The sequence below is a fragment of the Streptomyces genisteinicus genome, assembly GCF_014489615.1.
Taxonomy (GTDB): Bacteria; Actinomycetota; Actinomycetes; order Streptomycetales; family Streptomycetaceae; genus Streptomyces; species Streptomyces genisteinicus.
The window spans coordinates 2,136,278-2,160,722 of sequence record NZ_CP060825.1 but is presented as its reverse complement, the minus strand read 5'-3'; the positions used below and the strand labels follow the sequence as shown (position 1 = coordinate 2,160,722).

Here is a 24,445-nt window from a genome sequence, read left to right as displayed (position 1 = left end):
CTGCCGCGCCGGCCCGCGACGCGGATCAGGCGATGGCGGCAATGTCTCCGTTGTCGAAGTAGATGGCTTGGTGGAGTTCGCCGCCGAGCGCCGTGGCATAGCGGATGAGGACCTCCTGGCCCGAGATCGCTCCTTGTTCGATGTGGGAGACCCTGCCCTTGGTCACCCCCATGCGCTCCGCGACCTGTTCCTGCGTCAGTCCCCGGGAGGCCCTGATCTCGGCGAGACGGTGCCCGAGGACTTCGGCCAGCAGCTGTCGCTTGCCTTCTGCCACGGCTTCTTCTCCGCCCGCACGCTCGACGTGTTCGGCGCGGACGTCCTTCCAGCGTGAGTAGCCGGTCATGGTGTGCCCTCCTCTTCCGTGCGCGTACTCAGGTAGTGGGTGTAGCGGGACTCGGCCAGCGGAATCGCTTCCTGGTACCACTCGCTCCAGCGATCTCGTTTGTCCCCCGCCACCAGGAGAACGCTCGAGCGCCAGGGGTCGAACGCGAACAGGATTCGTGTGGTGCCAGGGCGAAGTTCTTTGAGGTTCTTCAGAGCGGAGCCGGTGATGGTGTCGACCAGCGGACGCCCGAGCCCCGGGCCGCCCTCGGCCAAGGCATCCAGAGCCTGGACGACTCGCGCATGCGCCGCCCCGTCGAGGCCGTCGATCCAGTCACGTACCTCGTCGACGACGAAGATTTCCCACTCGCTCTCCAGCACGGCCGGAAGTATATCAATGCGTATACCTCGCGCGCAGGCGCAGGAGACCGCCTGACGGCGGGAGCCGCCCCCCGTGGGCGGCTCCCGCATCCCCTCCCGTGCGTGCCGGGCTCACGCGAGGGCGCTCATGTCCTGCCACTTCTCCCAGGAGACGTTCCACTCGCCGAAGCCGTTGCCCGGGTCGGGCACGCCCTTGGTGTCCTTGCCCTTGATCTCGAACGGGTCGCCCGGGCGGACCTGGGCGTAGAACCAGGCGGCGTTCGCGTCGCTCATGCCGATGCAGCCCGAGCTCATGTTGGCGTTGCCCATGTACTTGTTGTTCCAGGGCGCCGCGTGCGCGTACATCCCGGACCAGGTCAGCCGCATCGAGTAGTCGACCATCTTGTCGTAGGCGTCGGCGAGGCCCACCGTCTCGGAGTTCATGTTGATGGTGCCCTCCTTCGCCATCAGGACCGAGGTGCCGCCCCAGGAGCGCTTGATGCCGCCGGGGGTGCCGCCCGAGACGGGGATGGTCCGCACCGTGCGGCCGTCGCGTTCCAGCGTGAGCTCGTGGGTGTCCAGGTCGACCCGGACGATCTGGCGGGAGCCGACGGTGAACTTCGTCGTGTAGTCGCGGACGAAGAAGCCGCCGCCCTTGCCGGAGTCGGTGCCGTCGAGCTCCGCCCGGAGGGTGACCTCGGTGCCCGGCTCCCAGTACGTCTTCGGGCGCCAGTCGACCCGGTCGCGGCCCGACCAGTCCTTCATCCAGCCCCACGACCCCTCGGTGTCGTTGGAGGTGGTCAGCTTCAACTGCCGTTCCACACCGGCCTTGTCGGTGACCGGGTTGTCGAAGACCAGGGACACGGGCTGCGCGACACCGACGGTGACGGCCTCGCCGGGACGCCAGTCGACCTTGTTGACCTTGTCGGCGGGGGCGGTGGTGAACGACGTGGACGTGGTCTTCTCCGTGCCGCCCTCGGTGCGGGTGACGGCCTTCACGGTGTACGTGGTGCCGGGGACGGCCTTGCGCTCGGACCGCCAGCCGCCCTTGCCGACGGCCCCCTTGAGCGTCCGGCCCTTCGCGTCGGTGACGGTGACCGAGGCGATCGTGCCGCCGGAGACCGTCACCGTCACCGGCTGACCGGCGCGCACCGAGCGGCCGTTCGGGGTGACGGTCACGGTCGCCGGGCGGCCGTCGCCGGCCCGTTCGCCCGGCTTCCCGTCGTCGGGGCCGGTCCCTCCCGAGCCCGTGGAGCAGGCGGCGAGCGGGGCCAGCAGCACGGCGGCAGCGGCGGCGCGGACACGTATACGGCCGGCCTGTGCACGTCTCACGGTCATGGGATGGGTCCTCCGTTGTCGTCCGGCCTGTCCGCCGGAATCCGATAGGCCGAGAGTAGGGCGGAGAAACCCCAGGTGAGAGGGTGCGGGGCGGTGTGACGGCCGTTGCGTCACAACGGTCATCGTCCGGTCATATTCGCCGTGCGGACCGGTCACGCGGGGCTGTGAGAGTCCACGGCGTTCCACCGCATTCCGCGTGATCGCGCGACGACAGACGCGTGACCAGACGCGTGACCAGAGAGGTCCCACCACCGTGTCCGCACTGCTCGTGCCGGCCGACCGAGGCCAGCAGACGCCGCTCGCCCCCATCAGCCGCGAGACGTACCGCGCCTTCCTCGCGTCCCGCGCCGGGAACGCCCTCGGCCCCGGCTTCCTCCAGTGCCCCTCCTGGGCCGACGTGAAGGAGGGCTGGCGGTCCCTGCTGCTCGGCTGGGGGCCCCGGCCCGAGGAGGGCGACCTCACCGGCGTCGCCCTGGTGCTCCTCCGCCAACTCCCGGGCACGCGCAAGTACTTCGCCTACCTGCCGGAGGGCCCCGTCGCCGACTGGGCCGACCCCCACCTGGACGGCTGGCTCGACCCGCTGCTGAAGACCCTGCGCACGGCCGGGGTGTTCGCTGTGCGCATCGGCCCGTCACCGGCGCACCGGAGCTGGGACGCGGCCCGCCTCAAGGCGGCCGCCGCCCCCGGGCGCCGGCTCGCCGACGTCCTGGCCCGGGAGGTCGACCCGCTGGGCACCGCCGTCTCCGAGCGGCTGCGGGCCCGGGGCTGGCACCGCTGCGGCGGGGAGGAGGACGGGGACGCCCAGCCGCGCTACGTCTTCCGGGTCCCGCTGACCGGCCGCTCCGTGGACGACCTGTGGGCCGGGCTCAACCAGGAGTGGCGGCGCAATGTGCGCAAGGCGCGCAAGGAGGGAGTGGAGACCGTCGTCGGCAGCGCGGCCGACCTGCCCGAGTTCTTCCGGCTGCTGCGGATCACCGAGGAGCGCGACGGCTTCCGGCTCGGCCGCTCGCTCGCCTACTACGAGCGGCAGTACGCGGCCCTCAACGCGGAGGAGCCCGGCCGGATGACGCTCTACCTGGCCCGGCACCAGGGCGAGATCCTGGCCGCGCACACCATGATCCGCGTCGGCGGCCGGGTCTGGTACCAGACCGGGGCCTCGGCCGACCACCGCCGTGAGGTGCGGCCCTCCAACCTCCTCCAGTGGCGGATGCTCCAGGACGCCCACGCACTCGGCGCCGACGTGTACGACATGCGCGGGGTACCCTCCACCCTCGACCCCGCTGAGAGGGGACACGGACTGCTGCGCTGGAAGCTCGGCACCGGGGGCGAGGTCGTCGAGACCTTGGGGGAATGGGAGAAGCCGTTGGACGGCACCGCCAACCACGCGCTGTACCGGGCGTTCCAGGCATATCTGGCACGCCGGTGAGCGGCGACCGCACCGTGGCCGGCGCGACCGCCGCGCCCCCCGGTGCCGTGCCCGGACAGGGCGGCGCCCCCGCCGGGGCCCCGCACGAGACGGCCGCCGCCGAGGACGCCGCGGCAGGCGCCGCGAAGCCCGCCCCCGGCCGGACGCCGTCGGTGCTGCGCAGCGGACTGGTGATGGCCGCCGGGTCGGTCGTGTCCCGGGCCACCGGCTTCGCCCGCTCCGCCGTCGTCGCCTCCGCGCTCGGCGTCGGCCTCGTCGCCGACGGGTACGCCGTCGGCAACGCGCTGCCGACCATCGTCTACATGCTGCTGATCGGCGGCGCGCTCAACGCCGTCTTCGTGCCCGAGCTCGTCCGGGCGGGCAAGGAGCACGCGGACGGCGGTGCCGCCTACACCGACCGGCTGCTCACCGTGTGCGTCCTCGCCCTGCTCGCGCTCACCGGCGCCGCCGTGTGGGCCGCGCCCGCGATCATCGGCGTCTACACCGCCTACGACGGCGGCCAGGCCGAGATGACGATCGCCTTCGCCCGGTACTGCCTGCCGCAGATCTTCTTCCTCGGCGTCTTCACCCTGCTCGGCCAGGTGCTCAACGCCCGCGGCCGCTTCGGCGCCATGATGTGGACGCCCGTCCTCAACAACGTCGTCGTGATCGCGGTCTTCGCCCTCTACCTCGCCACCGGCGACGGCGGCACGCTCACCCCCGGCGAGACGGCCCTGCTCGGCTGGGGCACCAGCGCGGGCATCGCCGTCCAGGCGCTCGCCCTGCTGCCCTCGCTGCGCGCCGCCCGCTTCCGCTTCCGGCCCCGCTTCGACTGGCGGGGCAGCGGGCTCACCCGGCCGCTGCGGAACGCGGGCTGGCTGGTGCTGCTGGTGCTCACCAACCAGGCCGCGTACTGGGTCACCACCCGGCTGGCCACCGACGCCGGAGCGGCCGCGCAGGCGGCCGGGATCGAGGGCGCCGGGTTCAGCGCGTACACCAACGCCTACGTCCTGTGGGCCGTCCCGCACGGCATCGTCACCGTCTCCCTGGTGACCGCGCTGATGCCCCGGATGAGCGCCTCCGCCGCCGACGGCGACACCGGCGCCGTGCGCCGGGACGTCTCGTACGCGCTGCGCACCACCGCCGCGGCCGTCGTGCCCGCCGCCTGTCTGCTGGGCGCCCTCGCGCAGCCCGTGATGGCCCTCGTCTTCCAGTACGGGGAGACCGACGCGCGGGACATCGCCGTCATGGCGGGCACCCTGACGGCGTTCGCGCCCGGACTGATCGCCTTCTCCGGCCAGTACGTCCTCTCCCGCACCTTCTACGCGCTCTCCGACACCCGCACGCCCTTCCTCCTCAACCTGGTGATCGCCGCCCTGAACGCGGGCCTCTCCGTCGCCGCGTTCGCAGCGCTGCCCGCCCGGTGGGCGGTGACCGGCATCGCCGGGGCGTACTCGGTGGCGCTGTGGGCGGGCTGGGCCGTCACCGCCCTGGTCCTGCGCCGCCGCCTCGCCGGCGGCACGGCCGCCCCGGGCCCGGCCGGCCGGCCGGACCTCTCCCCGCTCCACGGCGCGGGCCCGGCCGCCGGCGACCGGGCCGCCTCCGGTGCCTTCGGGGCCCAGCTGAGGCTGCTCGCCGCCGCCTTCCCCGCCGCGCTGCTCGGGTACCTCGCCGCCCGCTGGGCCGATCCCGGCGGCGCGCTCGCGGCGGCCGGAGCCGGAGCGGCCGCCGTCGTCGCCGTCTTCGCCCTGCTCGCCCGCCCCCTGCGGCTGCGGGAGCTCGACACGCTCCTCACCGGCGCCACCGTCCGGCTGCGCCGGGCCCTGCCCGGCCGCCGCTGACCACCCCCTCGCCACCGACCATCCCCTGGAGCACCCGCCATGCCCCGCGTCCTCCTCATCGAAGACGACCCCTCCGTCCGCGAGGGGGTCGAGCTCGGGCTGCGCCGCCGCGGCCACGAGGTCCGCACCGCCGCCACCGGCGAGGCCGGACTCGACGCGCTGCGCGAGTTCCGGCCCGACCTGCTGCTCCTCGACCTGATGCTGCCCGGCATGAACGGCGTCCAGGTCTGCCGCCGGGTGCGCGAGGACAGCCAGTTGCCGATCATCATGCTCACCGCGCGCGGGGACGACTTCGACGTCGTCATCGGGCTGGAGGCGGGCGCCGACGACTACATCGTCAAGCCCGCCCGCACGGAGGTGATCGAGGCCCGCATCCGGGCCGTGCTGCGCCGCATCGAGGAACCGGGCACCGGCCGGCCGGCCGTCGAGTTCCACGGCGACCTCGCCATCGACCGCGCCGGGCTCACCGTCGCCAAGTCCGGCGAACGGCTCGCCCTCGCCCCCTCCGAACTCAAGCTGCTGCTCCACCTGTCCGCCGCCCCCGAGCAGGTCTTCAGCCGCCAGCAGCTGCTGGAGCACGTGTGGGAGCACAGCTACCACGGGGACGCGCGGCTGGTGGACGCCTGCGTCCGCCGGCTCCGCACCAAGATCGAGGACGCGGCGGGCAGCCCCCGTTACATCCAGACCCTGCGGGGCTTCGGCTACCGCTTCGGACCCCTGTGACCCCCGAGCCTCCCGTGACCCCCGAGCCCCCCGGGTCGTCCACGACCCCCGAGACGACCCCTGCGGTGACCACCCGGTGAACGCACCTCCCGAGCCCGCCCGAACCCCCCGCACCCCCCGCACGCGGCGCACCCCCCGCGCCGCCTCCCGCACCCGCCGCGGGCGCGCGCTCCCCTTCGGGCTGCGCACCCGCCTGGTACTGGCCTTCCTGCTGGTCGCCGCCGTCAGCGCCGGCACCACCGCCGCCCTGACCTACCGCGAGGCGCGCAACGCCGTGCTCGCCAGCGCGCAGGACACCGCCGTCGTCTCCTTCCGCGAGCAGGTCGAGACCCTCGGCACCGGGCTGCCCGTCGACGGGCCCACGCTGCGGGAGATGCTGTTCGTCATCGCGTCCAAGGCCAAGCCCCATCCCTGGATCGTCTTCGCCGAGTACGGCAGCCTGCGCGTCTCCTCCGGCGAGAACCCCACCTCCACCGTCATCACCCCCGAGCTGCGGCGCACCGCGCTGACGTCCTCGCGCGGCAGCTTCGAACGCGTCGTCCGCGACGGCGTCCCCTACCTGACCATCGGCATGCCGGTCTCCGTCAGGACCGGCAACACCACCTCCCTGCACAGCGGGCTCGTGCTGTTCGCCGTGATGCGGATGACCGACGAGCAGGCCAACGTCGACGCCCTCCTCACGGCCGCCCGTGACGGGGCCCTGCCCGGACTCGCCATCGCCTTCGTCCCCGCCCTGCTCTCCGCGCGCAGCGTGCTGCGTCCGGTGCGCGAACTGCGCGGCGCGGCCCGGTCCATGGGCAGCGGCCGTCTCGACACCCGGATCGAGGTCCGCGGCCGGGACGAACTGGCCGACCTGGCACGGACGTTCAACGAATCGGCCGGAGAGCTCGAACGCTCCGTGGAGGAACTCCAGCAGGCCGAGGCCAGGGCCCGGCGCTTCGCCGCCGACGTCTCGCACGAACTGCGCACCCCGCTCGCCGGGATGCTCGCCGTCACCGAGGTCCTGGACGAGGACGCGCAGCGGCTCGACCCCGACACCGCCCGCGCGGTGCGGCTGATCAGCTCCGAGACCGGCAAACTCGCCGTCCTGGTCGAGGACCTGATGGAGATCTCCCGCTTCGACGCCCGCGCCGCCGAGCTCAACACCGACGAGGTGGACGCGGCGGAGACCGTCCGCAAGACCCTCGCCCACCGGCACTGGGACGGCCGGGTGCGCACCGACCTGCCCGACGGCGTCCGCGTCCGCCTCGACCCGCGCCGCTTCGACATCGTCGTGGCCAACCTCGTCGGCAACGCGCTGCGCCACGGCGCCGAACCGGTCACCGTCCGGGTGTCGGTCCGCGCGGACACCCTGGTCACCGAGGTCGCCGACAGCGGCGACGGCATCCGGCCCGAGGTGCTGCCGCACATCTTCGACCGCTTCTACAAGGCCGACGCGGCCCGCACCCGGTCCACGGGCAGCGGACTGGGCCTCGCGATCACCCAGGAGAACGTGCGCCTGCACGGCGGAACCGTCCGCGCGGCGAACCGTCCGGACGGCGGCGCCGTCTTCACCGTCGAGATCCCGCTGACGGGAGTCCGGGACCCGGAGGAGGCGACGGCATGAGAAGGACCGCGCGCAGGCTCGCCGCCCTCGCGGCGCTGATACCCCTCGCCGGGTGCGGCATGGGAATCCAGCCGACCGACGTCATCGAGGCGGGCGGGCCGGCGACCATCGACGTGCTCCCGGCACGCGAGGCGCGGCTGCTCCTCTTCTTCCTGACACCGGACGGAACGCTCGTCCCCGTCCCGCGGTTCCTCGACGACGGCTCTGCCTGGGGAGGCCAGTACGACCTGGGCCCGGAGGCGGTCCGTGGCACGTCCGGCCCGGATTCGGCCACCGGAGCCGAACGGGTCCCCCCGGCGGCCGCGAAGACCGTCGCGGCGCTCCTCGACGGCCCGAACGCCCGCGAGCGGGAGGCCGGGCTGCACAACGCGCCCACCCTGCCGGAGCGGGCCGATGTCGAGATCACGATCTCCGGCGGTGTGATCGACGCGGCCGTCGACGTGCCGCTCGCCGGTGTGGACGACCTCGGGCTGCGGCAGCTGGTGTGCACCGTCGCCTACGCGGAGGACGAGTGGGGACGCCCGCCGGTCCGGCTCTCCGGTACCGACGGACCCCGGCCGCAGGCGAGTTGCGACACCTCGCCGGGCGGGACCGGGGACGGCCCCGCCCGCCCCACGCCGACGGTCAGCCCCGCAGTTCGGCCAGCACCGACTCCGTGAACGGCGGCCACGCCTCGATCGCCCACGGGCCGAACGCCCGGTCCGTGAGGGCCACGCAGGCGGCCCCGGCGTCCGGGTCGATCCACAGGAACGTGCCGGACTGGCCGAAGTGGCCGAAGGTGCGCGGCGACGACGAAGCGCCGGTCCAGTGCGGCGACTTGCCGTCGCGGATCTCGAAACCGAGACCCCAGTCGTTGGGCTTCTGGCTGCCGTAGCCCGGCAGTATCCCCGACAGGCCCGGGTGCACGACCGTCATCGCCTCCAGCACCGTCCGCGCGTCCAGCAGCCGCGGCGCCTGCACCTCGGCCGCGAAGCGCACCAGGTCGCCGACGGTGGACACGCCGTCCTTCGCCGGCGAGCCGTCCAGCGTGGTCGACGTCATGCCGAGCGGTTCCAGCACCGCCTGGTGGAGATAGTCGGCGAACGGGATGTCCGTCGCCTTCGCGATGTGGTCGCCCAGCACCTCGAAACCCGTGTTGGAGTAGATCCGCCGGGTGCCGGGGGCCGCCTGGACCCGGTGTTCGTCGAAGGCCAGGCCGGAGGTGTGGGCGAGCAGGTGGCGCACCGTGGCGCCGTCGGGTCCGGCCGGCTCGTCCAGCTCGACGGCCCCCTCCTCGTACGCCACCAGCACCGCGTACGCGGCGAGCGGCTTGGTGACGGACGCCAGCGGGAAACGCCGGTCCGCCGGGCCGTGGGAACCTGCGACGGTCCCGTCCGCGCGTACGACTGCGGCCGCCGCCGTGGGCACCGGCCAGTTCTCGATCATCGCCAGGCTCTGCATGCCCACGAGCCTAGAGGGTGCCGCGGGCCGGCCGGCACGGCCGGGTGCGCCGCAGCCGCGCACCCGGGAGGCGCGGGGGAGGCGCGGGGCCCCGTCCCCGGGCCCCCGCCCGCGGAGGGCAGGGCTACCAGCTCAGCCGCATCGCCGGATCCGGGGTGCGGACGAAGCCGAGGGAGGCGTACAGCGGCTCACCGTGCTCCGAGGCCCGCAGGTCGACCCGGCGGACGCCGTGCTCGCGGAACCAGCCCAGCAGTCCCTCCATGCACGCCCGCGAGTACCCGCGGCGCCGCATGGCCTCGTCCGTGGCGACGCTGAACACGTAGCCGACGGAGCCCTCGGGGTCGTCCGGGCCGCCGAGCCGGCGCTCGATCGTCCCGACGGCGCAGGCGGCGAGCCCGCCACCGGGCCGTTCGACGACGAACGCGGCGAGGCCGCCGGACGGGTCCGCGAGCCGGTCGCGCAGCGAGGCCGCGGCGGCGGGCTGCCACCCGGTGTCGGGGTGCGGTGCGCCCCGCAGCGAGTCCAGCATCACGGTGCGCAGACGGATCAGTTCCCCGGCGTCGCCCGGTACGGCGCGGCGTGCGATGCTCATGCGCCGCACGCTAGACCCGCCGTATTCCGGACGCCATCGGATTGTTCTTGCTTCGAGTGCACTCGAAGGTTCTAGCGTGGAGGGATGACGGTGATCGAGACCACTCCGGCACGAACCGCCCGACGGCCCGGTGCCCGCGCCGGTGCTCCCAAGGACCTCTGCCAGTCCGCACCCGCCGCGCACCCCCGGCCGGAGGGCCGCGACCGCTACACCATCAGCGAGGTCGCCGCCCTCACCGGGCTCACCGCCCACACCCTGCGCTGGTACGAGCGGATCGGACTGATGCAGCACATCGACCGCTCCCACACGGGGCAGCGGCGCTTCACCAACCGCGACCTCGACTGGCTCGCCTTCGTGGCCAAGCTCCGCCTCACCGGTATGCCGGTCGCCGACATGGTCGCCTACGCCGAGATGATCAGAGCGGGCGACCACACCTTCGAAGCCCGCCGGGAACTGCTCCACCGCACCCGGCACGACGTCGTCCAGCGCATCGCCGAACTCCAGGACACCCTCGCGGTGCTTGACCACAAGATCGAGTTCTACGGGGACGCCCGCCGGGTGTCCCAGAAGGGCTGACATCATGGCCGACCACACGATCGCAACGGTGGAACTCGGGACCGGCGGGCCCCTCGTCGGCGTCCAGGGCCTCGGCTGCATGGGCATGAGCGAGTTCTACGGCGACACCGACGAAGCCGAGGCGCGCGGCACGCTCCAGGCGGCACTCGACGCGGGCGTCACCCTGATCGACACCGCCGACATCTACGGGCAGGGCGCCAACGAGGAGTTCCTCGCGCCGTTCGTCGCCGCCCACCGCGGTGAGATCACCCTCGCCACCAAGTTCGCCATCGACCGGTCCGCCGGCGACGACCGGCGCACCGTCCGCAACGACCCCGCGTACATCCGTACCGCCGTCGAGGGGAGCCTGCGGCGGCTCGGCGTCGACGTGATCGACCTCTACTACATGCACCGCCGCGACCCCGGCGTGCCGCTCGCCGAGTCCGTCGGCGCGATGGCCGAACTCGTCGAACGCGGCCTCGTGAAGCACCTCGGCCTCAGCGAGGTGACCGGCGCCGAACTGCGCGAGGCGCACGCCGTCCACCCCATCGCGGCCCTCCAGTCCGAGTGGTCCCTCTTCAGCCGGGACGTGGAACGCAGCGCGGTCGGCGCTGCGGCGGAGCTCGGCGTGGCGTTCGTCCCGTACTCCCCGCTCGGCCGGGGCTTCCTGACGGGCGCCTTCCAGGACGCCGGAGCGGACCTGTCGGCGAAGGACTTCCGCCGCTTCCAGCCCCGCTTCACCGGGGACAACGCCCGGACCAACGCGGCCCTGCTGGAGCCCGTCCGCGCCATCGCCGCCGAGCACGGCGCGAGCCCGGCGCAGGTCGCCCTGGCCTGGGTGCAGCAGCGTGCCGACGTCCACGGACTCACCGTGGTCCCCATCCCCGGCACCCGCCGCACCACCCGCCTCCTGGAGAACGTGGCGGCCACCCGCCTCCGTCTCGCCCCGGAGGAGCTGGCGGCCCTGGAGCCCATCGCGGGGAAGGTCGCGGGCGACCGCTACCCGGACATGTCGTCGACGTCGGCGGCGCGGGAGTAGCGGGCCCCGCCGGGCTCGGCGGCGCGGTGCGGGAGGCCGCCTCCACACGGGGGCGGCCTCCCGGGTCCGCGGCCGCCGGACAGCCAGGGACCAGGACCGCGGGGGACCGGGGCCGCGGGACGCGGTACGGGACCGGGCGGGGCCCGGTTCGCAGGGGGCGCCGCGGTGGCCGCCGGACCACCGGCGGCGGGGCCGGGCCGGTCGGCCCCGCCGGCGACCGGGCCGCGGGAGCCCCGGAGGCGGAGCCTGGGCCCCTCACGCCCACCCCAGCGCCCACACGGCGAACCCCACGCCCGCCACACCGGCCGCCGCCCGCACGGGCACCCGCACACGGGAGGTCCACGGGGTCTCGAAGACACGGGCCCAGCGGGCGATCAGAGCCAGCAGGCAGGCGAGCACCGGCAGCCACGCCAGCCGGGCCGCCACCCACCCGAGGGTGTCCGGAGCGGTGGTCAGCCCCGGGACCGCCCCGGCGAACGAAGCCGGGACGGCGGCGGCCAGCATCGCCGTCTGGTGCCAGCACAGGATCGTCATGGCGCACAGGTTGATCACCACGACCGGCGCCCACAGCGCCGGACGCCGCAGCGCCCGCCCCAGCCGGTCCCGCAGCAGCATCGCCGCGCCGCTCTGCGCCGCCGCCAGGGCGAGCACCAGCAGCGACGGGGGATGGGAGTTGGTGCGGGCCTCGCCCGGGACGCCCACCATCGACGCCGGATAGCCGAAGACGAGCAGCAGCACCGCGAAGAGCACCGCCCCGCCCACCGCCAGGCCCCAGGCATGGCGCCGTCCGGCGCGGCCGAGGCCCCAGGCCGCACCGAGCTGGTAGGCGAAGAGCCAGCCCGGGAGGATGTTCAGGGCGCCGAGCCAGCCCGGTACGGCGTCCGCCCACGGCCCGTACCGCAGCAGGTCCACGGCCGCGACCGCCCCGAGCAGCGGTGCCGCCGCCCAGACGCCCGCGCGCCGGGCGGCACGGACGCAGAGCGGGGTCAACGCGGTGATCGCGGTGTACACCCCGACGAACCAGAGCGGCTGGATCACCAGCGTCGCGCCCGTCCGCAGCGTGGTCGAGGGCACCCCCAGCGTGTGGAGGACCGGGGCGAGCACCGCCCACACCGCCGTGACCCCGAGCACCGGACGCCCCAGCCGGGCCAGCCGCTGCCGCAGCCACGCGCCGGTACCGCCGGCGCGGCGCTCGTAGGAGCGCACGGAGGCGTAGCCGCCGACGAGGAAGAAGATCCCCAGCATCTGGAGCACCCAGCTCACGGGTGCGAAGAAACCGAACGCCGACAGCGGACTGGCGTTGTGGAGCGCGCCGCCGTCGCCGACGGTGAATCCGCCGAGCAGCCAGTGCCCGGCCGGGACCGCGAGCAGGGCCAGTGCCCGCAGGCCGTCGACGGCCCGGTCCCGGTCGGCCGGCGTCCGCGCCTCGATCCGCCCCGCGACCCTCCGGGCCCGCTCCCGCACCCGCACCACCGCGCCACCGCCCCGCCCCGACTCGGCGCTCCCGTCCGCCGGGTGCGCGAACCGCCTCGTCCCGGTCGCGCCCCTCATCGGACCTCACCCCGCGCGATCGCGGCGAACGCGGCCAGGGAGTCCGTGCCCGGTGCGAAGTAGCCGGTGTGGCCCTCGGCCCGCTCGGCGGGGATGCGGCGGGCCCCGAACGCGGGCGCGGCCGGGTCGCTGCCGTGCCCGAGCCCGGCGAAGCGGACGTTCGGCACCTTGGAGATCCAGTCGGAGGGGTCCTTCGCCGCCCACACCCGGGCGGTCGTCCCGAGGTCCGCCGCCCGGCCGGCCCGCATCCCGGGGGAGCCGAGCACGACCAGGTCGCGGGCGTGGGCCCGGGAGGCGGCGAGCCCGCACACCACCGAGCCGTAGCTGTGGCAGAACAGCGCGGGCCGCGGTGCCCCGGCCGCGGTCAGCCCCGCGGTGAACCGCGCCAGACGGTCCGCGCCCGCCTCCGCGAGCCCGCCGGTGGCGGCGTCGAGCCCGACGCCGACGGGAGTGGTGTAGCCGGTCCAGGCGACCACGGCGGTGTCCGGGCCGGCCGCGGCGCGCAGCGCCCGCGCCATGGCGGCCGGGGTGCCGTACGGGTCCGACGCGCGGTCGGCGGTGCCCGCGTCCACATCGGAACCGGGGACCACCACCGACACCTGGCGGGCGTGCTCCAGGTCCCCGAACACCTCGGCCACCTGCCCCCGGCCCCGCGGGTCGAAGGCGAGGACCGAGCGGCCCGCGAGATGCGCGAACGCGGTCCCGCGCACGGCCACGGCGTTGGCCGCCAGACGCAGGGCAACCGGGGCCCCGTCGAGGTTGCCGACGACCAGCGGGTGCCGCCGCGTCAGTTCCCGGTCCTCGGCCTCCGTCGTCGACGCGAAGAAGGCGGCGACCTCGGCCGGTTCCGCCGTCGCCGGGTCGGGCAGCGGCCTGTCGAGTACCGGGTCGGCCACCCATGCCGCGGCTCCCGGCACCGGGCCGGTCACGGGCCGCTGGGCGGTGCCCGATGCCCAGCCGGCCGTCCCCGCGACCACGGTCGTCGTCAGCGCGACCGCGACCAGCGTCCTCCTGTAGCGGCGCATGGAGCCGCCTCCCTTCCTCCCCGTCCGTACCGAGGGCAGGAAGGTAGGAAGAAGACGTCCGGCGGCACGTCACACCGCGGTGCCGACCGCGGTGTCATACCGGAGTAGGGGGTGGCGGAGACGGGGCGCCCGCCGCCCCGGGCGGCCGCGCCGCCGGAGCGTCCTGCTCCGGCACCGTCGCGCCACGCCCGTCCGCAGCGTGGTCGAGGGCGCCCCCGGCGTGGGGAGGACGGGGCGAAGCCGCTGGTCAGCGCGGGGCGTCGCCGGGCCGTACGACCCCCGACTCGTACGCGAAGATCACCAGTTGGGCCCGGTCGCGCTGGCCCAGCTTGGCGAGGAGCCGGCCGATGTGCGTCTTGACGGTCTGTTCGGCGAGCACGAGATGTGCGGCGATCTCCTGGTTCGACAGGCCCCGGGCGATCAGCTCCAGTACCTCGGTCTCACGCGGCGTCAGCCCGGCCAGCCGCAGCGCCGGGTCCCGGCGGGGCGCGGGGCGCTGCGCGGCGAAGTCCGCGATCAGCCGCCGGGTCACGGACGGCGCGAGCAGTGCCTCCCCGGCGGCGACCACCCGCACGGCGGAGATCAGGTCGGCGGGCGGGGCGTCCTTGAGCAGGAAGCCGGACGCGCCGGCGCGCAGCGCCTCGTACACGTAGTCGTCCACGTCGAAGGTGGTCAGCATCAGCACCTTCGGACGGTGCACGACGCCCGCCGGGGGATCCAGCAGCAGCCGCGCCGCCGCGAGCCCGTCCATCTCGGGCATCCGCACGTCCATCAGCACGACGTCGGGGTGGGTGGCCCGGCTGACCTCGACGCCCCGGCGCCCGTCGGGGGCCTCGCCCACGACGTCGATGTCGGCCTGCGCGGCGAGCAGCGCGGCGAACCCCGCCCGCACCATGGCCTGGTCGTCGACGATGATCACGCGGATGGTCAACTGCCGCCCTCGATCCGCTCGTTATGTCCGGTGGACCCGGTGGACCCGGTGGACCCGGTGGACCCGGTGGACCCGGTGGACCCGGGGTCCAGGGGCATCCGGGCGGCGACCCGGAAGCCGCCGTCCGGCAGCGGGCCGGTGTCCAGGGTGCCGCCGGTCAGCCGTACGCGTTCCCGCATCCCCACCAGACCGTGCCCCGTCCCGGTGCCCTCCAGCGGCGACACGGGCCCGGACGGCGGCCCGTTGACGACCAGCACCGTCAGATGACTCCCGTCCGACGACACTGACACCCGGGTCGGCGCGCCCGGCGCGTGCCGGACCACGTTGGCGAGCGCCTCCTGCACGATCCGGTACGCCGACAGGCCGACGGTGTCCGGCAGGCCGTCCAGGCCGGTCTGGAGCGACAGTTCGGCGGGCACCCCCGCGCGCACGGTCGCCTCCACGAGCTGCTGGGCCCGCTCCAGGCCGGGCTGGGGCATCCGTTCGCCGTCCGCGCCGTCGCTGCGCAGCACGGCGAGCAGCCGCCGCATCTCGGTCAGGGACTCGCGCGCCCCGCTCGCGATCGAGGCGAACTCCGCGCGGGCGGCCTCCGGCAGGCCGTCGATGCGGTACGGCGCCGAGTCGGCCTGCACGGTGATCACGGACATGTGGTGGGCGACCACGTCGTGCAGTTCGCGCGCGATCCGGGTGCGCTCCTCCAACAGCGTGCGCTGCGCGCGCTCGGTCTCGCTGATGGTCTCCTGGACGAGCAACCGCCGCCGCACCTCGTCGCGTTCGCGCAGCGTGCCGGTGAGGGCGAGCACCACCCCGCTCAGCACGAAGAGCAGGAGGTGGACGCCGTCGCTGTGCCGCTGCGAGACCAGCTCGAACATCAGGCCCGCCGCCCCTGTCGCCAGCCACACGGCGACCAGCCTGCGGCGCGGCTCGCGCAGCCCGAGGGCGGCCATCAGGAACAGGTAGCCCACGACGGCCATCGGCGTCCACGGCCAGGTCCGCCCCTCGGTGCCGTCGGCGCCCAGCAGCGCGAACGCGGTCACGACGTCGGCGGTGAAGACGATCCACCAGGCGTGCATCGGGCGCCGCACGGCGAGCAGCAGCGGCGCGCTCTGCGCGGTCGCGAGCGCCCCGGCGAGCGCGCCGTTCAGCCCGTAGTCCTGCGTCATGACGGTGACGCCGACGGGCAGCAGCGAGGAGACGAGCCCGACGGCGACCACGTACGGCAGCAGGCGCACCCAGCGCGAGCGGGCGCCGCCGAGGAGCGCGGCGGTCGACTCGGACGGTGAGCCCAGGTCGGCGGCGACGACTCGGGCCGCGCGCCGGGCGGCTCCGGTCATCCGGCGGCGGAGATCGGGTTGGTCGGCCATGAGGTGCACCAGCCTACGGCCGGCGCACCCCGCGCCGGCCTCACAGCTCGGCGAGCAGTTCCGCCTTCTTGAGATGGAACTCCTCGTCGGTGACGAGTCCCGCCCCGTGCAGGTCTCCCAGGTGGCGTATCCGGTCGGCGATGTCCGCCGGGTCGCGGCGGGAGGCGCGGGCCGCCGCGAGGGCGGGCGCCGGGGCGTGGGTGCGAACGGCCTGAAGGACCGCGGCGGCGAACGGCAGGGACTCGTGCACCGGCCCGTATCCGAGGCCGAAGACGACAGCGGCCGGGTCCTGGTCGGGCTGCGTCGCGCCGGAGCCGTCGGGATCGCGGCGCAGCAGCCGCAGGTACCCCTCCAGGATCTCCGGCGAACGCCATTCGACGCCGCTCAGCTCGGCCAGCGGGAAACTCTGGTCGCCCGCCTTCCATTTGGCGGTGGACGCCCCCGTCCAGAACCAGCGGAACGACACCTTCGACCCGTCGAACGAGGCCTTGCCGTCGTAGGCCTTGAAGCCCAGCGGCCCCTCGGGCGCGGCCACCAGGTAGCGGTCGGCGGGGGAGTCCGCGTCGCCGGGCAGGGCGGCGCGCAGCTCGTCGGCGTAGTACTCGGCCAGGGTCTCGCGCTCGGCCGGGAGCACCAGGCGGTAGGGGTCCGAGGTGTCCTTCAGCTGACCGGCGGCCGCCTCCATCAGCGGGTCGGCGCCCGGTCTGGGCTCGGCCCGCAGCACCACCGTGCCCCGCTTGCCGGGGGAGAGCGTCACCCCGGCCAACGCCTCGTGCGGGATGCGCCGTTCACGCAGTGCCGAGAACAGCTTCGGCGTGCGGATTCCCCGTTCGAAGCGGATGAGCACGGAGTCGGTCTCGAACTCCCACGTGGCTTGAATTCCCGCCAGAACGTCACCCATGTGCCTCATCGTATGCGGCCGACGCCTGTCCGTCGCCCCTGTGAGGCAAGCAGCTTCTGCCGTGCTCTACGCGCGTCAGGACGGCCGGTCACCGCAAAACAGTGCGGAATACCGGCTTCAGACGGCGGCGATGTCACGGCGGCAGGAGTCGTCGTCGGCGGCGCAGCTGATGCCCTCGTACGCGCCGACCCCGATGGCGGCGAAGTTGTGGACGCTCTCGGTTCCCGGCTCGAAATAGCCGGTGTGGCCGACGGCTCCCGCGGCGGAGACGACCCGCGCGCCGAACTCGGGCGTGACCGGGTCCTCGCCGTGCCCGAGGCCGCCGACCTCCAGGTGCGGGACGTCCTCGATCCAGTCGTCGCCGTCCCGGGTGGCCCACACCCGGGCGCCGGTGCCGAGCCCGGCGACGTTCTCGGCGCGCATGCCGGGGCTGCCGGCGACGGCGAGGTCCTCCACCCGGGCCGGCAGGTCGCGGGCCGCGACGCCGCAGACGACCGATCCGTAGCTGTGGCAGAACAGGGCGACCCGGGAGTCCCCGGGCAGCGCCTCGGTCAGCGACGTCAGCCGGCGGGCGCCGCTCTCGGCGAGCCGTCCGATCGCGGAGTCCACGCCGACACCGACAGGGGAGGTGTAGTCGGCCCAGGCGATGACGGCGGTGGGCACCCGCGGCGCGGCGGCCCGCTCGGCCGCGTAGAGCGACTGGGCCATGCCGACGGGGGCGGAGTACTTGCGGGCCGTCTTCTGGAAGGTGAGGAGGTTGGTGTCGACGCCGGGCACGATCACGGACACCCGCTCGGCCCGGTCGAGATCGCCCAGAACCTCGGCGACCCGCCCCGCGCCGGACGGGTCGAAGGCGAGGATCTGGCGGTCCTCGGCCATCAGCGCCCTGAACCGGTGCATGCGCCGCACGGCCTCGTGGTGGCCCTCGGCGGTGAGCGCCGGATTCGCCACGCGCTCCCTCTCCTTGGACCACGACGCGGCGAGCGCCTTCCGGTTCGCCCGATAACGCAGGGTGACCGGAGCGCCGTCGAGATTCCCCATGATGCGCGGGTAGTCGGCGGCGAGCCGGGCCCCCGACCGGGTGCCCACGGACGCGAAGAAGGCGGCCAGCCGGGCGTGCCCGGCATCGGGCGACGGCAGTGCGCGTCCCTCGATCCGGTCCTTGTTCCAGGCCGCCAGTTCCGCGGCGAGCTGCGTGCGGGGGCCGGTGTGCTGGCGTACCGCCGTCCATCCGGTGGTCGCCAGCATCATCAGCACGACCGTGAGGACGAACAGTGCGCGCCATGCGGTCGGGTTCGGGGTGGAGTCGAAGGAAGTCACTGCGGGACACCCTAGGAGACGCGTGCCCGCGCGTACGCGCAGCGTGAGGCAGATCACGCGTGCGAGGGGATTAGAGTGCGGGAAGGTGACGTTCCGTGTGCGCCGCGCGCTCGGCGGAGGTCCCCCGGACGGCCGCGCCGCCGCCCCGCCAGTCACCGGCCAGCGCCGGTGTCAGATGGTCGAGAAACGTCTCGGTGAGCCGGCGCACCGCCTCGGGACGCAGGTCCTCGCCCTGGCTCCACAGGCGTCCGGTCACCCGCATCACCCCGCTGAAGGCGGCGACCGCCACCCGGGGCCGCGGATCCAGCGCCATGTCCAGGCCCTCGCGGTCGGCGATCAGCTGCGCGAGCACCTCCTCCGCCTCGGCCGAGCGCCGCAGATGGGCGGCGAGCAGGGCGGGGGTGGACTCGATCATCCGGAAGCTGCGCATGTGCAGTTCGAGGGGCACGATCTCGGAGACGGCCACCTCGATGACGTCCCAGACGGCGAAGACGGCCTGGCGCATCGCCTCCAGCGGCGGCTCGCCCGGGGGGCGTGCGCGCAGCGCGTCGAGGTAGAGGGACTCGGTCATCTCCTGCACGGCGAAGGCGGCGTCCTCCTTGCCGGCGAAGTAGCGGAAGAACGTGCGCTGCGAGACCTCGACCGCGTCGGTGATCTCGTCGACGGTGGTCTCCTCGTATCCCTGGGCGGTGAAGAGTTCGAGGGCCACGCGCACCAGCGCGTCCCGGGTGCGCTGCTTCTTGCGGGCCCGCAGTCCGGTCGGTTCGACCGCCACGCCACCGTCCTCGTCGTCGACTGCCGCTCGGCGCTTTTTCGCGCTTTTCACCAGTTCAGCCTACCTGTGAGCGACATGACAGTTACCGACTTGTGAACTGGTTTGTCAACTGTCAGTCGCTGACATTAGCCTCCCCGTATGACTAGTCAGACCACCGTCGACAAGGCGCCGCGAGAGCCGGACGGTCACCGGGACGAGCTGCCCGCACCCGCCAAGGGGCTGCGCGGCCACCCCTGGCTGACCCTGTTCGCCGTGGCCATCGGCGTGATGATGGTGGCGCTGGACGGCACCATCGTCGCGATCGCCAACCCGGCCATCCAGAAGGACCTGGGCGCCTCGCTGTCGGAGGTCCAGTGGATCACCAACGGCTATCTGCTCGCCCTCGCCGTCGCGCTGATCACGGCCGGCAAGCTGGGCGACCGCTTCGGCCACCGGCAGACCTTCCTGATCGGCATCGCCGGCTTCGCCGCCGCGTCCGCCGCGATCGGTCTGTCCGACTCCATCGCCCTGGTGATCGTCTTCCGCATCTTCCAGGGCCTCTTCGGCGCCCTGCTGATGCCGGCCGCGCTCGGCCTGCTGCGCGCCACCTTCCCGGCCGAGAAGCTCAACATGGCCATCGGCATCTGGGGCATGGTCATCGGCGCCTCCACCGCGGGCGGCCCGATCGTCGGCGGTCTCCTCGTCGAGCACGTGAGCTGGCAGTCGGTCTTCTTCATCAACGTGCCCGTCGGCGTCGTCGCCCTCGCCTTCGGCCTCGTGATCCTGAGGGACCACCGCGCCGAGAACGCGCCGCGCTCCTTCGACATCCCCGGCATCGTGCTGCTCTCCGGCGCCATGGGCGCCCTGGTCTACGGCCTCATCAAGGCGGGCGAGTCCTGGGGCTGGGGCGGCACCAACACCTGGCTCTGCCTCGGCGGCGCGGTGATCCTCTTCGTGCTCTTCGCCGTCTGGGAGACCAAGGTGAAGGAGCCGCTGATCCCGCTCGGGATGTTCCGCTCCGTGCCGCTCTCGGCAGGCACGGTCCTGATGGTCCTGATGGCCTTCGCCTTCATGGGCGGCCTGTTCTTCGTGACCTTCTACCTTCAGGGCGTCCGCGGCCTGAGCCCGGTCGACAGCGGTCTGCGGCTGCTGCCGCTCACCGCGATGATGATCGTCTCCTCGCCGCTGGCCGGCCTGCTGATCACCAAGTTCGGCCCGCGCGTCCCGCTGGTCGGCGGCATGGTCTGCACCGCCGCCGCGATGTTCGGCATGACGACCCTCACCGACGGCACCGGCACCTTCGCCATGTCGCTCTGGTTCGCCCTGCTCGGCCTCGGCCTCGCCCCGGTCATGGTGGGCGCCACCGAGGTCATCGTCGGCAACGCCCCGCTGGAGCTGTCCGGTGTGGCCGGCGGCCTCCAGCAGGCCGCCATGCAGGTCGGCGGCGCCCTCGGCACCGCCGTCCTCGGCGCGGTGATGTCCTCCAAGGTCAGCGCCGAGTTCGCGGACAACTGGCAGGCGGCGGGCATCCCGGTCCCGGCCGACCCCCGGCTGGAGGAGGCCGCCGAGTTCGGCGCCGTTCCCGGCGAGCTCGCCCAGGCGCCCGGCATGACGCCCGACCTGCTCACTCGTATCGGTGACGTCATCCACGACACCTTCATGTCCGGCATGGGCCTGGCGTTCACCGTCGCCGGCGTCGTCGCCGTGGTCGCGGCCCTGGTCGCCACCCTGACGAAGCGCGGCGAGAACGCGGAGGCGGGTGCCGGCGTCGGTCACATCTGACGCACCCGGGCGCCGCCGAGGCGTCAACCGCGCGCACACGAACAGCCCCGCCGGGAGCCCCGGCGGGGCTGTCGCCTATCCGGATGATCATGAACGGGCGCTCTTCCGGCACGCCCCGGCGGCGGGACACGCTGCGGTCGTCCGCGTTCATCCGCATCGTCCGCACAGCCACCGCACGGGGGTACTTCCGCATGCGCCACCCGACCGTTCTCCCCACCGCCCTGGCCGCCGCCCTCCTGGCACCGGCCGCCCTCCTCGCCCCGTCCGCCGCGACGGCCGCCCCCGGACCCGCCCCGGCGGCCTTCGCCGCCCCGCCTGCCGTCCCGGGCGCCCCGCCCGGGACGGCAGGGGCGCCGGCCCGCTCCGCTCCCCGGCTCGGCGACTGCGCCGCGGGCGAGCTGTGCCTGTGGGCGGGCAGCGGATTCCAGGGCGCACGCCGCGTCCACGACCTGTCCGGCCTCGACATCGAGGCCTGTGTCCCGCTCGCCGCAGGCACCACGGCCGCCTCGCTCGCCAACCGCACCGGCAGGCCGGTCACCACCTACCAGTCCGCCGAATGCGCCGAGACGGGCGAGTTCGAGACCTATCCCGGCAAGGGCACCTGGGTCCCCGAATCCCCGCACCGGGTACGCGCCTTCAAGGTCTGGGAGACGTAGAGAAGGGCGGGTGCGGGGCCGCCGGCCCCGCACCCGCCCTGTGTTCACCGGCTCTCCGGTCAGGCGTCGCCGCCCTCCGGACCCGGGTCGGCGGCCGCCACGTCGAGCAGCTGGTAGCGGTCGATCGCCTGCTTCAGCACACCGCGGTCCACCTTGCCGTCACGGGCCAGCTCGGTCAGCACGGCCAGCACGATCGAGGGGGCGTCGATGTGGAAGTACCGGCGCGCGGCGCCGCGGGTGTCCGCGAAGCCGAAGCCGTCCGCACCGAGCGAGGTGTAGGCGCCCGGCACCCAGCGCGAGATCTGGTCCGGCACCGACCGCATCCAGTCCGACACGGCCACGAACGGGCCCTCGGCGCCGGACAGCTTGCGCGTCACGTACGGCACCCGCTGCTCCTCCTCCGGGTGCAGGAGGTTGTGCCGGTCCGCCTCGACGGCCTCCCGGCGCAGCTCGTTCCACGAGGTCGCGGACCACACGTCGGCCCGGACGTTCCACTCCTCGGCGAGGATCCGCTGGGCCTCGACGGCCCACGGCACGGCCACACCGGACGCCATGATCTGCGCCGGGATCTGCCCCTGCTCGCCGCGGCGGAAGAGGTGGATGCCCTTGACGATGCCCTCGGCGTCCACGCCCTCCGGCTCCGCCGGGTGCTGGATCGGCTCGTTGTAGACGGTGAGGTAGTAGAAGACGTCCTCGGCGTCCGGACCGTACATCCGGCGCAGCCCGTCCTGGACGATGTGCGCGATCTCGAAGCCGAACGCCGGGTCGTAGGAGACACAGCCCGGGTTGGTCGACGCCAGCAGCTGCGAGTGGCCGTCGGCGTGCTGGAGGCCCTCGCCGGTCAGCGTGGTCCGGCCCGCGGTGGCGCCGAGGACGAAACCGCGCGCCAGCTGGTCGGCCATCTGCCAGAACTGGTCTCCGGTGCGCTGGAAACCGAACATCGAGTAGAAGACGTACACCGGGATCAGCGGCTCGCCGTGGGTGGCGTACGCCGACCCGGCCGCGACCAGCGAGGCCGTGCAGCCGGCCTCCGAGATGCCGTCGTGCAGCATCTGACCGGTCGGCGACTCCTTGTAGGCGAGGAGCAGCTCACGGTCGACGGCCTCGTACTGCTGGCCCAGCGGGTTGTAGATCTTCGCACTCGGGAAGAAGGAGTCCATGCCGAAGGTGCGGTACTCGTCCGGCGCGATCAGCACGAAGCGCTTGCCGATCTCCTTGTCCCGCATGAGGTCCTTGAGCAGCCGGACGAACGCCATGGTGGTGGCGATCGACTGCTGGCCGGAGCCCTTCTTCACGGCCGCGTACGTCGTGTCGCCGGGCAGCTCCAGCGGCTTCGCCCGCACGACACGGGTGGGCACGTAACCGCCCAGTCCCTTGCGGCGGTCGTGCATGTACTGGATCTCCTCCGAGTCCCGGCCCGGGTGGTAGTACGGCGGCAGGCCGGACTCCAGCTGGGCGTCGGTGATCGGGATGTGGAGCCGGTCGCGGAAGCCCTTCAGGTCGGCGACCGTCAGCTTCTTCATCTGGTGGGTGGCGTTGCGGCCCTCGAAGTTCGGGCCGAGCGTCCAGCCCTTGACCGTCTGCGCGAGGATCACCGTCGGCTGGCCCTTGTGCTCACGGGCCGCCGCGTACGCCGCGTAGATCTTGCGGTGGTCGTGACCGCCGCGGCCCAGCATCAGGATCTGGTGGTCGGTCATGTTCTCGACCATGGAGCGCAGCCGGTGGTCGCCGCCGAAGAAGTGCTCGCGGATGTACGAACCGGTCTCGGTGGCGTACGTCTGGAACTGCCCGTCGGGGGTGGTGTTCAGCTTGTTGACCAGCACGCCGTCGCGGTCCTGTGCCAGCAGCGGGTCCCAGGTGCGGTCCCAGACCAGCTTGATCACGTTCCAGCCGGCGCCGCGGAACTGCGACTCCAGCTCCTGGATGATCTTGCCGTTGCCGCGCACCGGGCCGTCGAGGCGCTGGAGGTTGCAGTTCACCACGAAGGTGAGGTTGTCCAGGCCCTCACGGGCGGCGATGGAGAGCTGGCCCAGCGACTCGGGCTCGTCCATCTCGCCGTCGCCGAGGTAGGCCCACACGTGCGAGTCGGAGGTGTCGGCGATGCCGCGCGCCTCCATGTAGCGGTTCATGCGCGCCTGGTAGATGGCGCCGAGCGGGCCGAGGCCCATGGAGACGGTGGGGAACTCCCAGAAGTCCGGCATCAGCCGCGGGTGCGGGTAGCTGGACAGGCCGTACGGGGCCTTCGACTTCTCCTGCCGGAAGGCGTCGAGCTGCTGCTCGCTGAGGCGGTCCAGCAGGAACGCGCGCGCGTAGATGCCGGGGGAGGCGTGCCCCTGGAAGAAGATCTGGTCGCCGCCCTTGCCGTCGTCCTTGCCCCGGAAGAAGTGGTTGAAGCCCACGTCGTAGAGGGAGGCCGAGGAGGCGAACGTGGCGATGTGGCCGCCGACGCCGATGCCGGGGCGCTGCGCGCGGGAGACCATCACCGCGGCGTTCCAGCGGGTGGCGTTGAGGACCTTGCGCTCGATCTCCTCGTTGCCCGGGAAGAACGGCTCGTCCCGGGTGGCGATGGTGTTGACGTAGTCCGTGCTGCGCATCTCGGGCACGGCCACGCGCTTCTCGCGGGCCCGCTCGATCAGGCGGAGCATCAGGTAGCGGGCGCGTTCGCGGCCCCGCTCGTCGACGGCGGCGTCGAGGGAGTCCAGCCACTCCTTCGTCTCTTCGGGATCGAAGTCGGGGACCTGGCTGGGAAGGCCGCCAATGATGATCGGGTTGCGATCGGATCCGGAAGCCACGCTATTCCTTCGCTGTTGGGCGCCTGCCGCCACACGAGGCGGGAAGACGCACTGACGTGATGACGGACGAGCTGTCGCACCGCCTCCCATCGTGTACCGCGGGGAGGCGTACGTCACCTCTACCGAGGGGTAACCCCCGTACTCCTCGT

22 protein-coding genes are annotated in these 24,445 nt (G+C 73.6%); 9 read left to right on the top strand and 13 right to left on the bottom strand.

The window, feature by feature from the left end; all coding sequences use genetic code 11:
• Window positions 1-25: 25 nt before the first annotated feature.
• From IAG43_RS09510 to IAG43_RS09500, 3 genes are all read right to left on the bottom strand, one after another.
• Window positions 26-343 (bottom strand): helix-turn-helix domain-containing protein, encoded by a 318-nt coding sequence (locus IAG43_RS09510; RefSeq protein ID WP_187740320.1) that lies wholly within the window; start codon window positions 341-343, stop codon window positions 26-28.
• Entirely contained in the window at window positions 340-699 is a 360-nt protein-coding gene (locus IAG43_RS09505; RefSeq protein ID WP_223006034.1) for a type II toxin-antitoxin system RelE/ParE family toxin, read from the bottom strand. The genes IAG43_RS09510 and IAG43_RS09505 overlap by 4 nt, the downstream gene beginning before the upstream one ends.
• A gap of 114 nt (window positions 700-813) precedes the next feature.
• Window positions 814-2,019, bottom strand: a complete 1,206-nt coding sequence (locus tag IAG43_RS09500) for a L,D-transpeptidase family protein (RefSeq protein ID WP_187740318.1) — start codon at window positions 2,017-2,019, stop codon at window positions 814-816.
• Between the two features lie 253 nt (window positions 2,020-2,272).
• Here IAG43_RS09500 and IAG43_RS09495 point away from each other — a divergent pair, with 253 nt between their 5' ends.
• The 5 genes from IAG43_RS09495 (at window position 2,273) to IAG43_RS09475 (ending at window position 8,253) form a co-directional block, all read left to right on the top strand.
• Window positions 2,273-3,445, top strand: a complete 1,173-nt coding sequence (locus IAG43_RS09495; RefSeq protein WP_187740317.1) for a lipid II:glycine glycyltransferase FemX — start codon at window positions 2,273-2,275, stop codon at window positions 3,443-3,445.
• 173 nt (window positions 3,446-3,618) lie between these two features.
• Window positions 3,619-5,265, top strand: coding sequence for a murein biosynthesis integral membrane protein MurJ (murJ, locus tag IAG43_RS09490; protein ID WP_246574721.1), 1,647 nt, complete (start codon window positions 3,619-3,621; stop codon window positions 5,263-5,265).
• A gap of 39 nt (window positions 5,266-5,304) precedes the next feature.
• Window positions 5,305-5,988 (top strand): response regulator transcription factor, encoded by a 684-nt coding sequence (locus IAG43_RS09485; protein ID WP_187740315.1) that lies wholly within the window; start codon window positions 5,305-5,307, stop codon window positions 5,986-5,988.
• Between the two features lie 76 nt (window positions 5,989-6,064).
• Window positions 6,065-7,594, top strand: coding sequence for a sensor histidine kinase (locus tag IAG43_RS09480; RefSeq protein WP_187740314.1), 1,530 nt, complete (start codon window positions 6,065-6,067; stop codon window positions 7,592-7,594).
• Window positions 7,591-8,253: a hypothetical protein gene (locus IAG43_RS09475; RefSeq protein WP_187740313.1), complete on the top strand. Its 663-nt coding sequence runs from the start codon at window positions 7,591-7,593 to the stop codon at window positions 8,251-8,253. Before IAG43_RS09480 ends, IAG43_RS09475 begins: the two co-directional genes overlap by 4 nt.
• Here IAG43_RS09475 and IAG43_RS09470 read toward each other — a convergent pair.
• Window positions 8,219-9,034 (bottom strand): serine hydrolase domain-containing protein, encoded by an 816-nt coding sequence (locus IAG43_RS09470; protein WP_187740312.1) that lies wholly within the window; start codon window positions 9,032-9,034, stop codon window positions 8,219-8,221. The genes IAG43_RS09475 and IAG43_RS09470 overlap by 35 nt on opposite strands.
• Before the next feature lie 124 nt (window positions 9,035-9,158).
• The gene (locus IAG43_RS09465) at window positions 9,159-9,626 is read right to left on the bottom strand and encodes a GNAT family N-acetyltransferase (RefSeq protein WP_187740311.1); all 468 of its coding nucleotides are present in this window, start codon (window positions 9,624-9,626) and stop codon (window positions 9,159-9,161) included.
• 84 nt (window positions 9,627-9,710) lie between these two features.
• Here IAG43_RS09465 and IAG43_RS09460 point away from each other — a divergent pair, with 84 nt between their 5' ends.
• Together IAG43_RS09460 and IAG43_RS09455 are read left to right on the top strand one after the other, a co-directional pair.
• Window positions 9,711-10,202, top strand: coding sequence for a MerR family transcriptional regulator (locus IAG43_RS09460; RefSeq protein WP_187740310.1), 492 nt, complete (start codon window positions 9,711-9,713; stop codon window positions 10,200-10,202).
• A 4-nt stretch (window positions 10,203-10,206) separates the two neighbouring features.
• Entirely contained in the window at window positions 10,207-11,220 is a 1,014-nt protein-coding gene (locus tag IAG43_RS09455) for an aldo/keto reductase (protein WP_187740309.1), read from the top strand.
• Between the two features lie 255 nt (window positions 11,221-11,475).
• Here the strand turns inward: IAG43_RS09455 and IAG43_RS09450 are convergent, their stop codons facing one another.
• The 7 genes from IAG43_RS09450 to IAG43_RS09420 all read right to left on the bottom strand — a co-directional run bounded on the left by IAG43_RS09450 (window position 11,476) and on the right by IAG43_RS09420 (window position 19,087).
• Window positions 11,476-12,693, bottom strand: a complete 1,218-nt coding sequence (locus IAG43_RS09450) for an acyltransferase family protein (protein WP_187744373.1) — start codon at window positions 12,691-12,693, stop codon at window positions 11,476-11,478.
• 74 nt (window positions 12,694-12,767) lie between these two features.
• Window positions 12,768-13,796: an alpha/beta hydrolase gene (locus IAG43_RS09445; protein WP_187740308.1), complete on the bottom strand. Its 1,029-nt coding sequence runs from the start codon at window positions 13,794-13,796 to the stop codon at window positions 12,768-12,770.
• A gap of 247 nt (window positions 13,797-14,043) precedes the next feature.
• Window positions 14,044-14,727 carry a response regulator gene (locus IAG43_RS09440; protein ID WP_187740307.1) on the bottom strand — a complete coding sequence of 228 codons (684 nt, stop codon included), beginning with the start codon at window positions 14,725-14,727 and terminating at the stop codon, window positions 14,044-14,046.
• Complete coding sequence (locus IAG43_RS09435; RefSeq protein WP_187740306.1) at window positions 14,724-16,091, bottom strand: sensor histidine kinase; 1,368 nt, start codon at window positions 16,089-16,091, stop codon at window positions 14,724-14,726. Before IAG43_RS09435 ends, IAG43_RS09440 begins: the two co-directional genes overlap by 4 nt.
• A 40-nt stretch (window positions 16,092-16,131) precedes the next feature.
• Window positions 16,132-16,992, bottom strand: coding sequence for a DUF4429 domain-containing protein (locus IAG43_RS09430; protein ID WP_187740305.1), 861 nt, complete (start codon window positions 16,990-16,992; stop codon window positions 16,132-16,134).
• Between the two features lie 117 nt (window positions 16,993-17,109).
• Window positions 17,110-18,312, bottom strand: coding sequence for an alpha/beta hydrolase (locus tag IAG43_RS09425; protein ID WP_187740304.1), 1,203 nt, complete (start codon window positions 18,310-18,312; stop codon window positions 17,110-17,112).
• 70 nt (window positions 18,313-18,382) lie between these two features.
• Window positions 18,383-19,087 carry a TetR family transcriptional regulator gene (locus IAG43_RS09420; protein WP_187744372.1) on the bottom strand — a complete coding sequence of 235 codons (705 nt, stop codon included), beginning with the start codon at window positions 19,085-19,087 and terminating at the stop codon, window positions 18,383-18,385.
• Window positions 19,088-19,354: 267 nt separating this feature from the next.
• Here IAG43_RS09420 and IAG43_RS09415 point away from each other — a divergent pair, with 267 nt between their 5' ends.
• Together IAG43_RS09415 and IAG43_RS09410 are read left to right on the top strand one after the other, a co-directional pair.
• Window positions 19,355-20,848, top strand: a complete 1,494-nt coding sequence (locus IAG43_RS09415; RefSeq protein WP_425508640.1) for an MFS transporter — start codon at window positions 19,355-19,357, stop codon at window positions 20,846-20,848.
• Between the two features lie 191 nt (window positions 20,849-21,039).
• Window positions 21,040-21,504 (top strand): peptidase inhibitor family I36 protein, encoded by a 465-nt coding sequence (locus tag IAG43_RS09410; RefSeq protein ID WP_187744371.1) that lies wholly within the window; start codon window positions 21,040-21,042, stop codon window positions 21,502-21,504.
• Between the two features lie 59 nt (window positions 21,505-21,563).
• Here IAG43_RS09410 and aceE read toward each other — a convergent pair whose 3' ends face one another.
• On the bottom strand, window positions 21,564-24,296 hold the full coding sequence (gene aceE / locus IAG43_RS09405) for a pyruvate dehydrogenase (acetyl-transferring), homodimeric type (protein WP_187740302.1): 2,733 nt from the start codon (window positions 24,294-24,296) through the stop codon (window positions 21,564-21,566).
• Window positions 24,297-24,445 lie beyond the last annotated feature (149 nt).

Coding starts and splice junctions, on each gene's coding strand:
- IAG43_RS09415 (WP_425508640.1), top strand. CDS start 19,355: ATGATGGTGGCGCTGGACGGCACCATCGTCGCGATCGCCAACCCGGCC.
- IAG43_RS09430 (WP_187740305.1), bottom strand. CDS start 16,992: ATGGGTGACGTTCTGGCGGGAATTCAAGCCACGTGGGAGTTCGAGACC.
- IAG43_RS09410 (WP_187744371.1), top strand. CDS start 21,040: ATGCGCCACCCGACCGTTCTCCCCACCGCCCTGGCCGCCGCCCTCCTG.
- IAG43_RS09485 (WP_187740315.1), top strand. CDS start 5,305: ATGCCCCGCGTCCTCCTCATCGAAGACGACCCCTCCGTCCGCGAGGGG.
- IAG43_RS09510 (WP_187740320.1), bottom strand. CDS start 343: ATGACCGGCTACTCACGCTGGAAGGACGTCCGCGCCGAACACGTCGAG.
- IAG43_RS09460 (WP_187740310.1), top strand. CDS start 9,711: ATGACGGTGATCGAGACCACTCCGGCACGAACCGCCCGACGGCCCGGT.
- IAG43_RS09445 (WP_187740308.1), bottom strand. CDS start 13,796: ATGCGCCGCTACAGGAGGACGCTGGTCGCGGTCGCGCTGACGACGACC.
- murJ (WP_246574721.1), top strand. CDS start 3,619: ATGGCCGCCGGGTCGGTCGTGTCCCGGGCCACCGGCTTCGCCCGCTCC.
- IAG43_RS09470 (WP_187740312.1), bottom strand. CDS start 9,034: ATGCAGAGCCTGGCGATGATCGAGAACTGGCCGGTGCCCACGGCGGCG.
- IAG43_RS09465 (WP_187740311.1), bottom strand. CDS start 9,626: ATGAGCATCGCACGCCGCGCCGTACCGGGCGACGCCGGGGAACTGATC.
- IAG43_RS09475 (WP_187740313.1), top strand. CDS start 7,591: ATGAGAAGGACCGCGCGCAGGCTCGCCGCCCTCGCGGCGCTGATACCC.
- IAG43_RS09455 (WP_187740309.1), top strand. CDS start 10,207: ATGGCCGACCACACGATCGCAACGGTGGAACTCGGGACCGGCGGGCCC.
- IAG43_RS09435 (WP_187740306.1), bottom strand. CDS start 16,091: ATGGCCGACCAACCCGATCTCCGCCGCCGGATGACCGGAGCCGCCCGG.
- IAG43_RS09500 (WP_187740318.1), bottom strand. CDS start 2,019: ATGACCGTGAGACGTGCACAGGCCGGCCGTATACGTGTCCGCGCCGCC.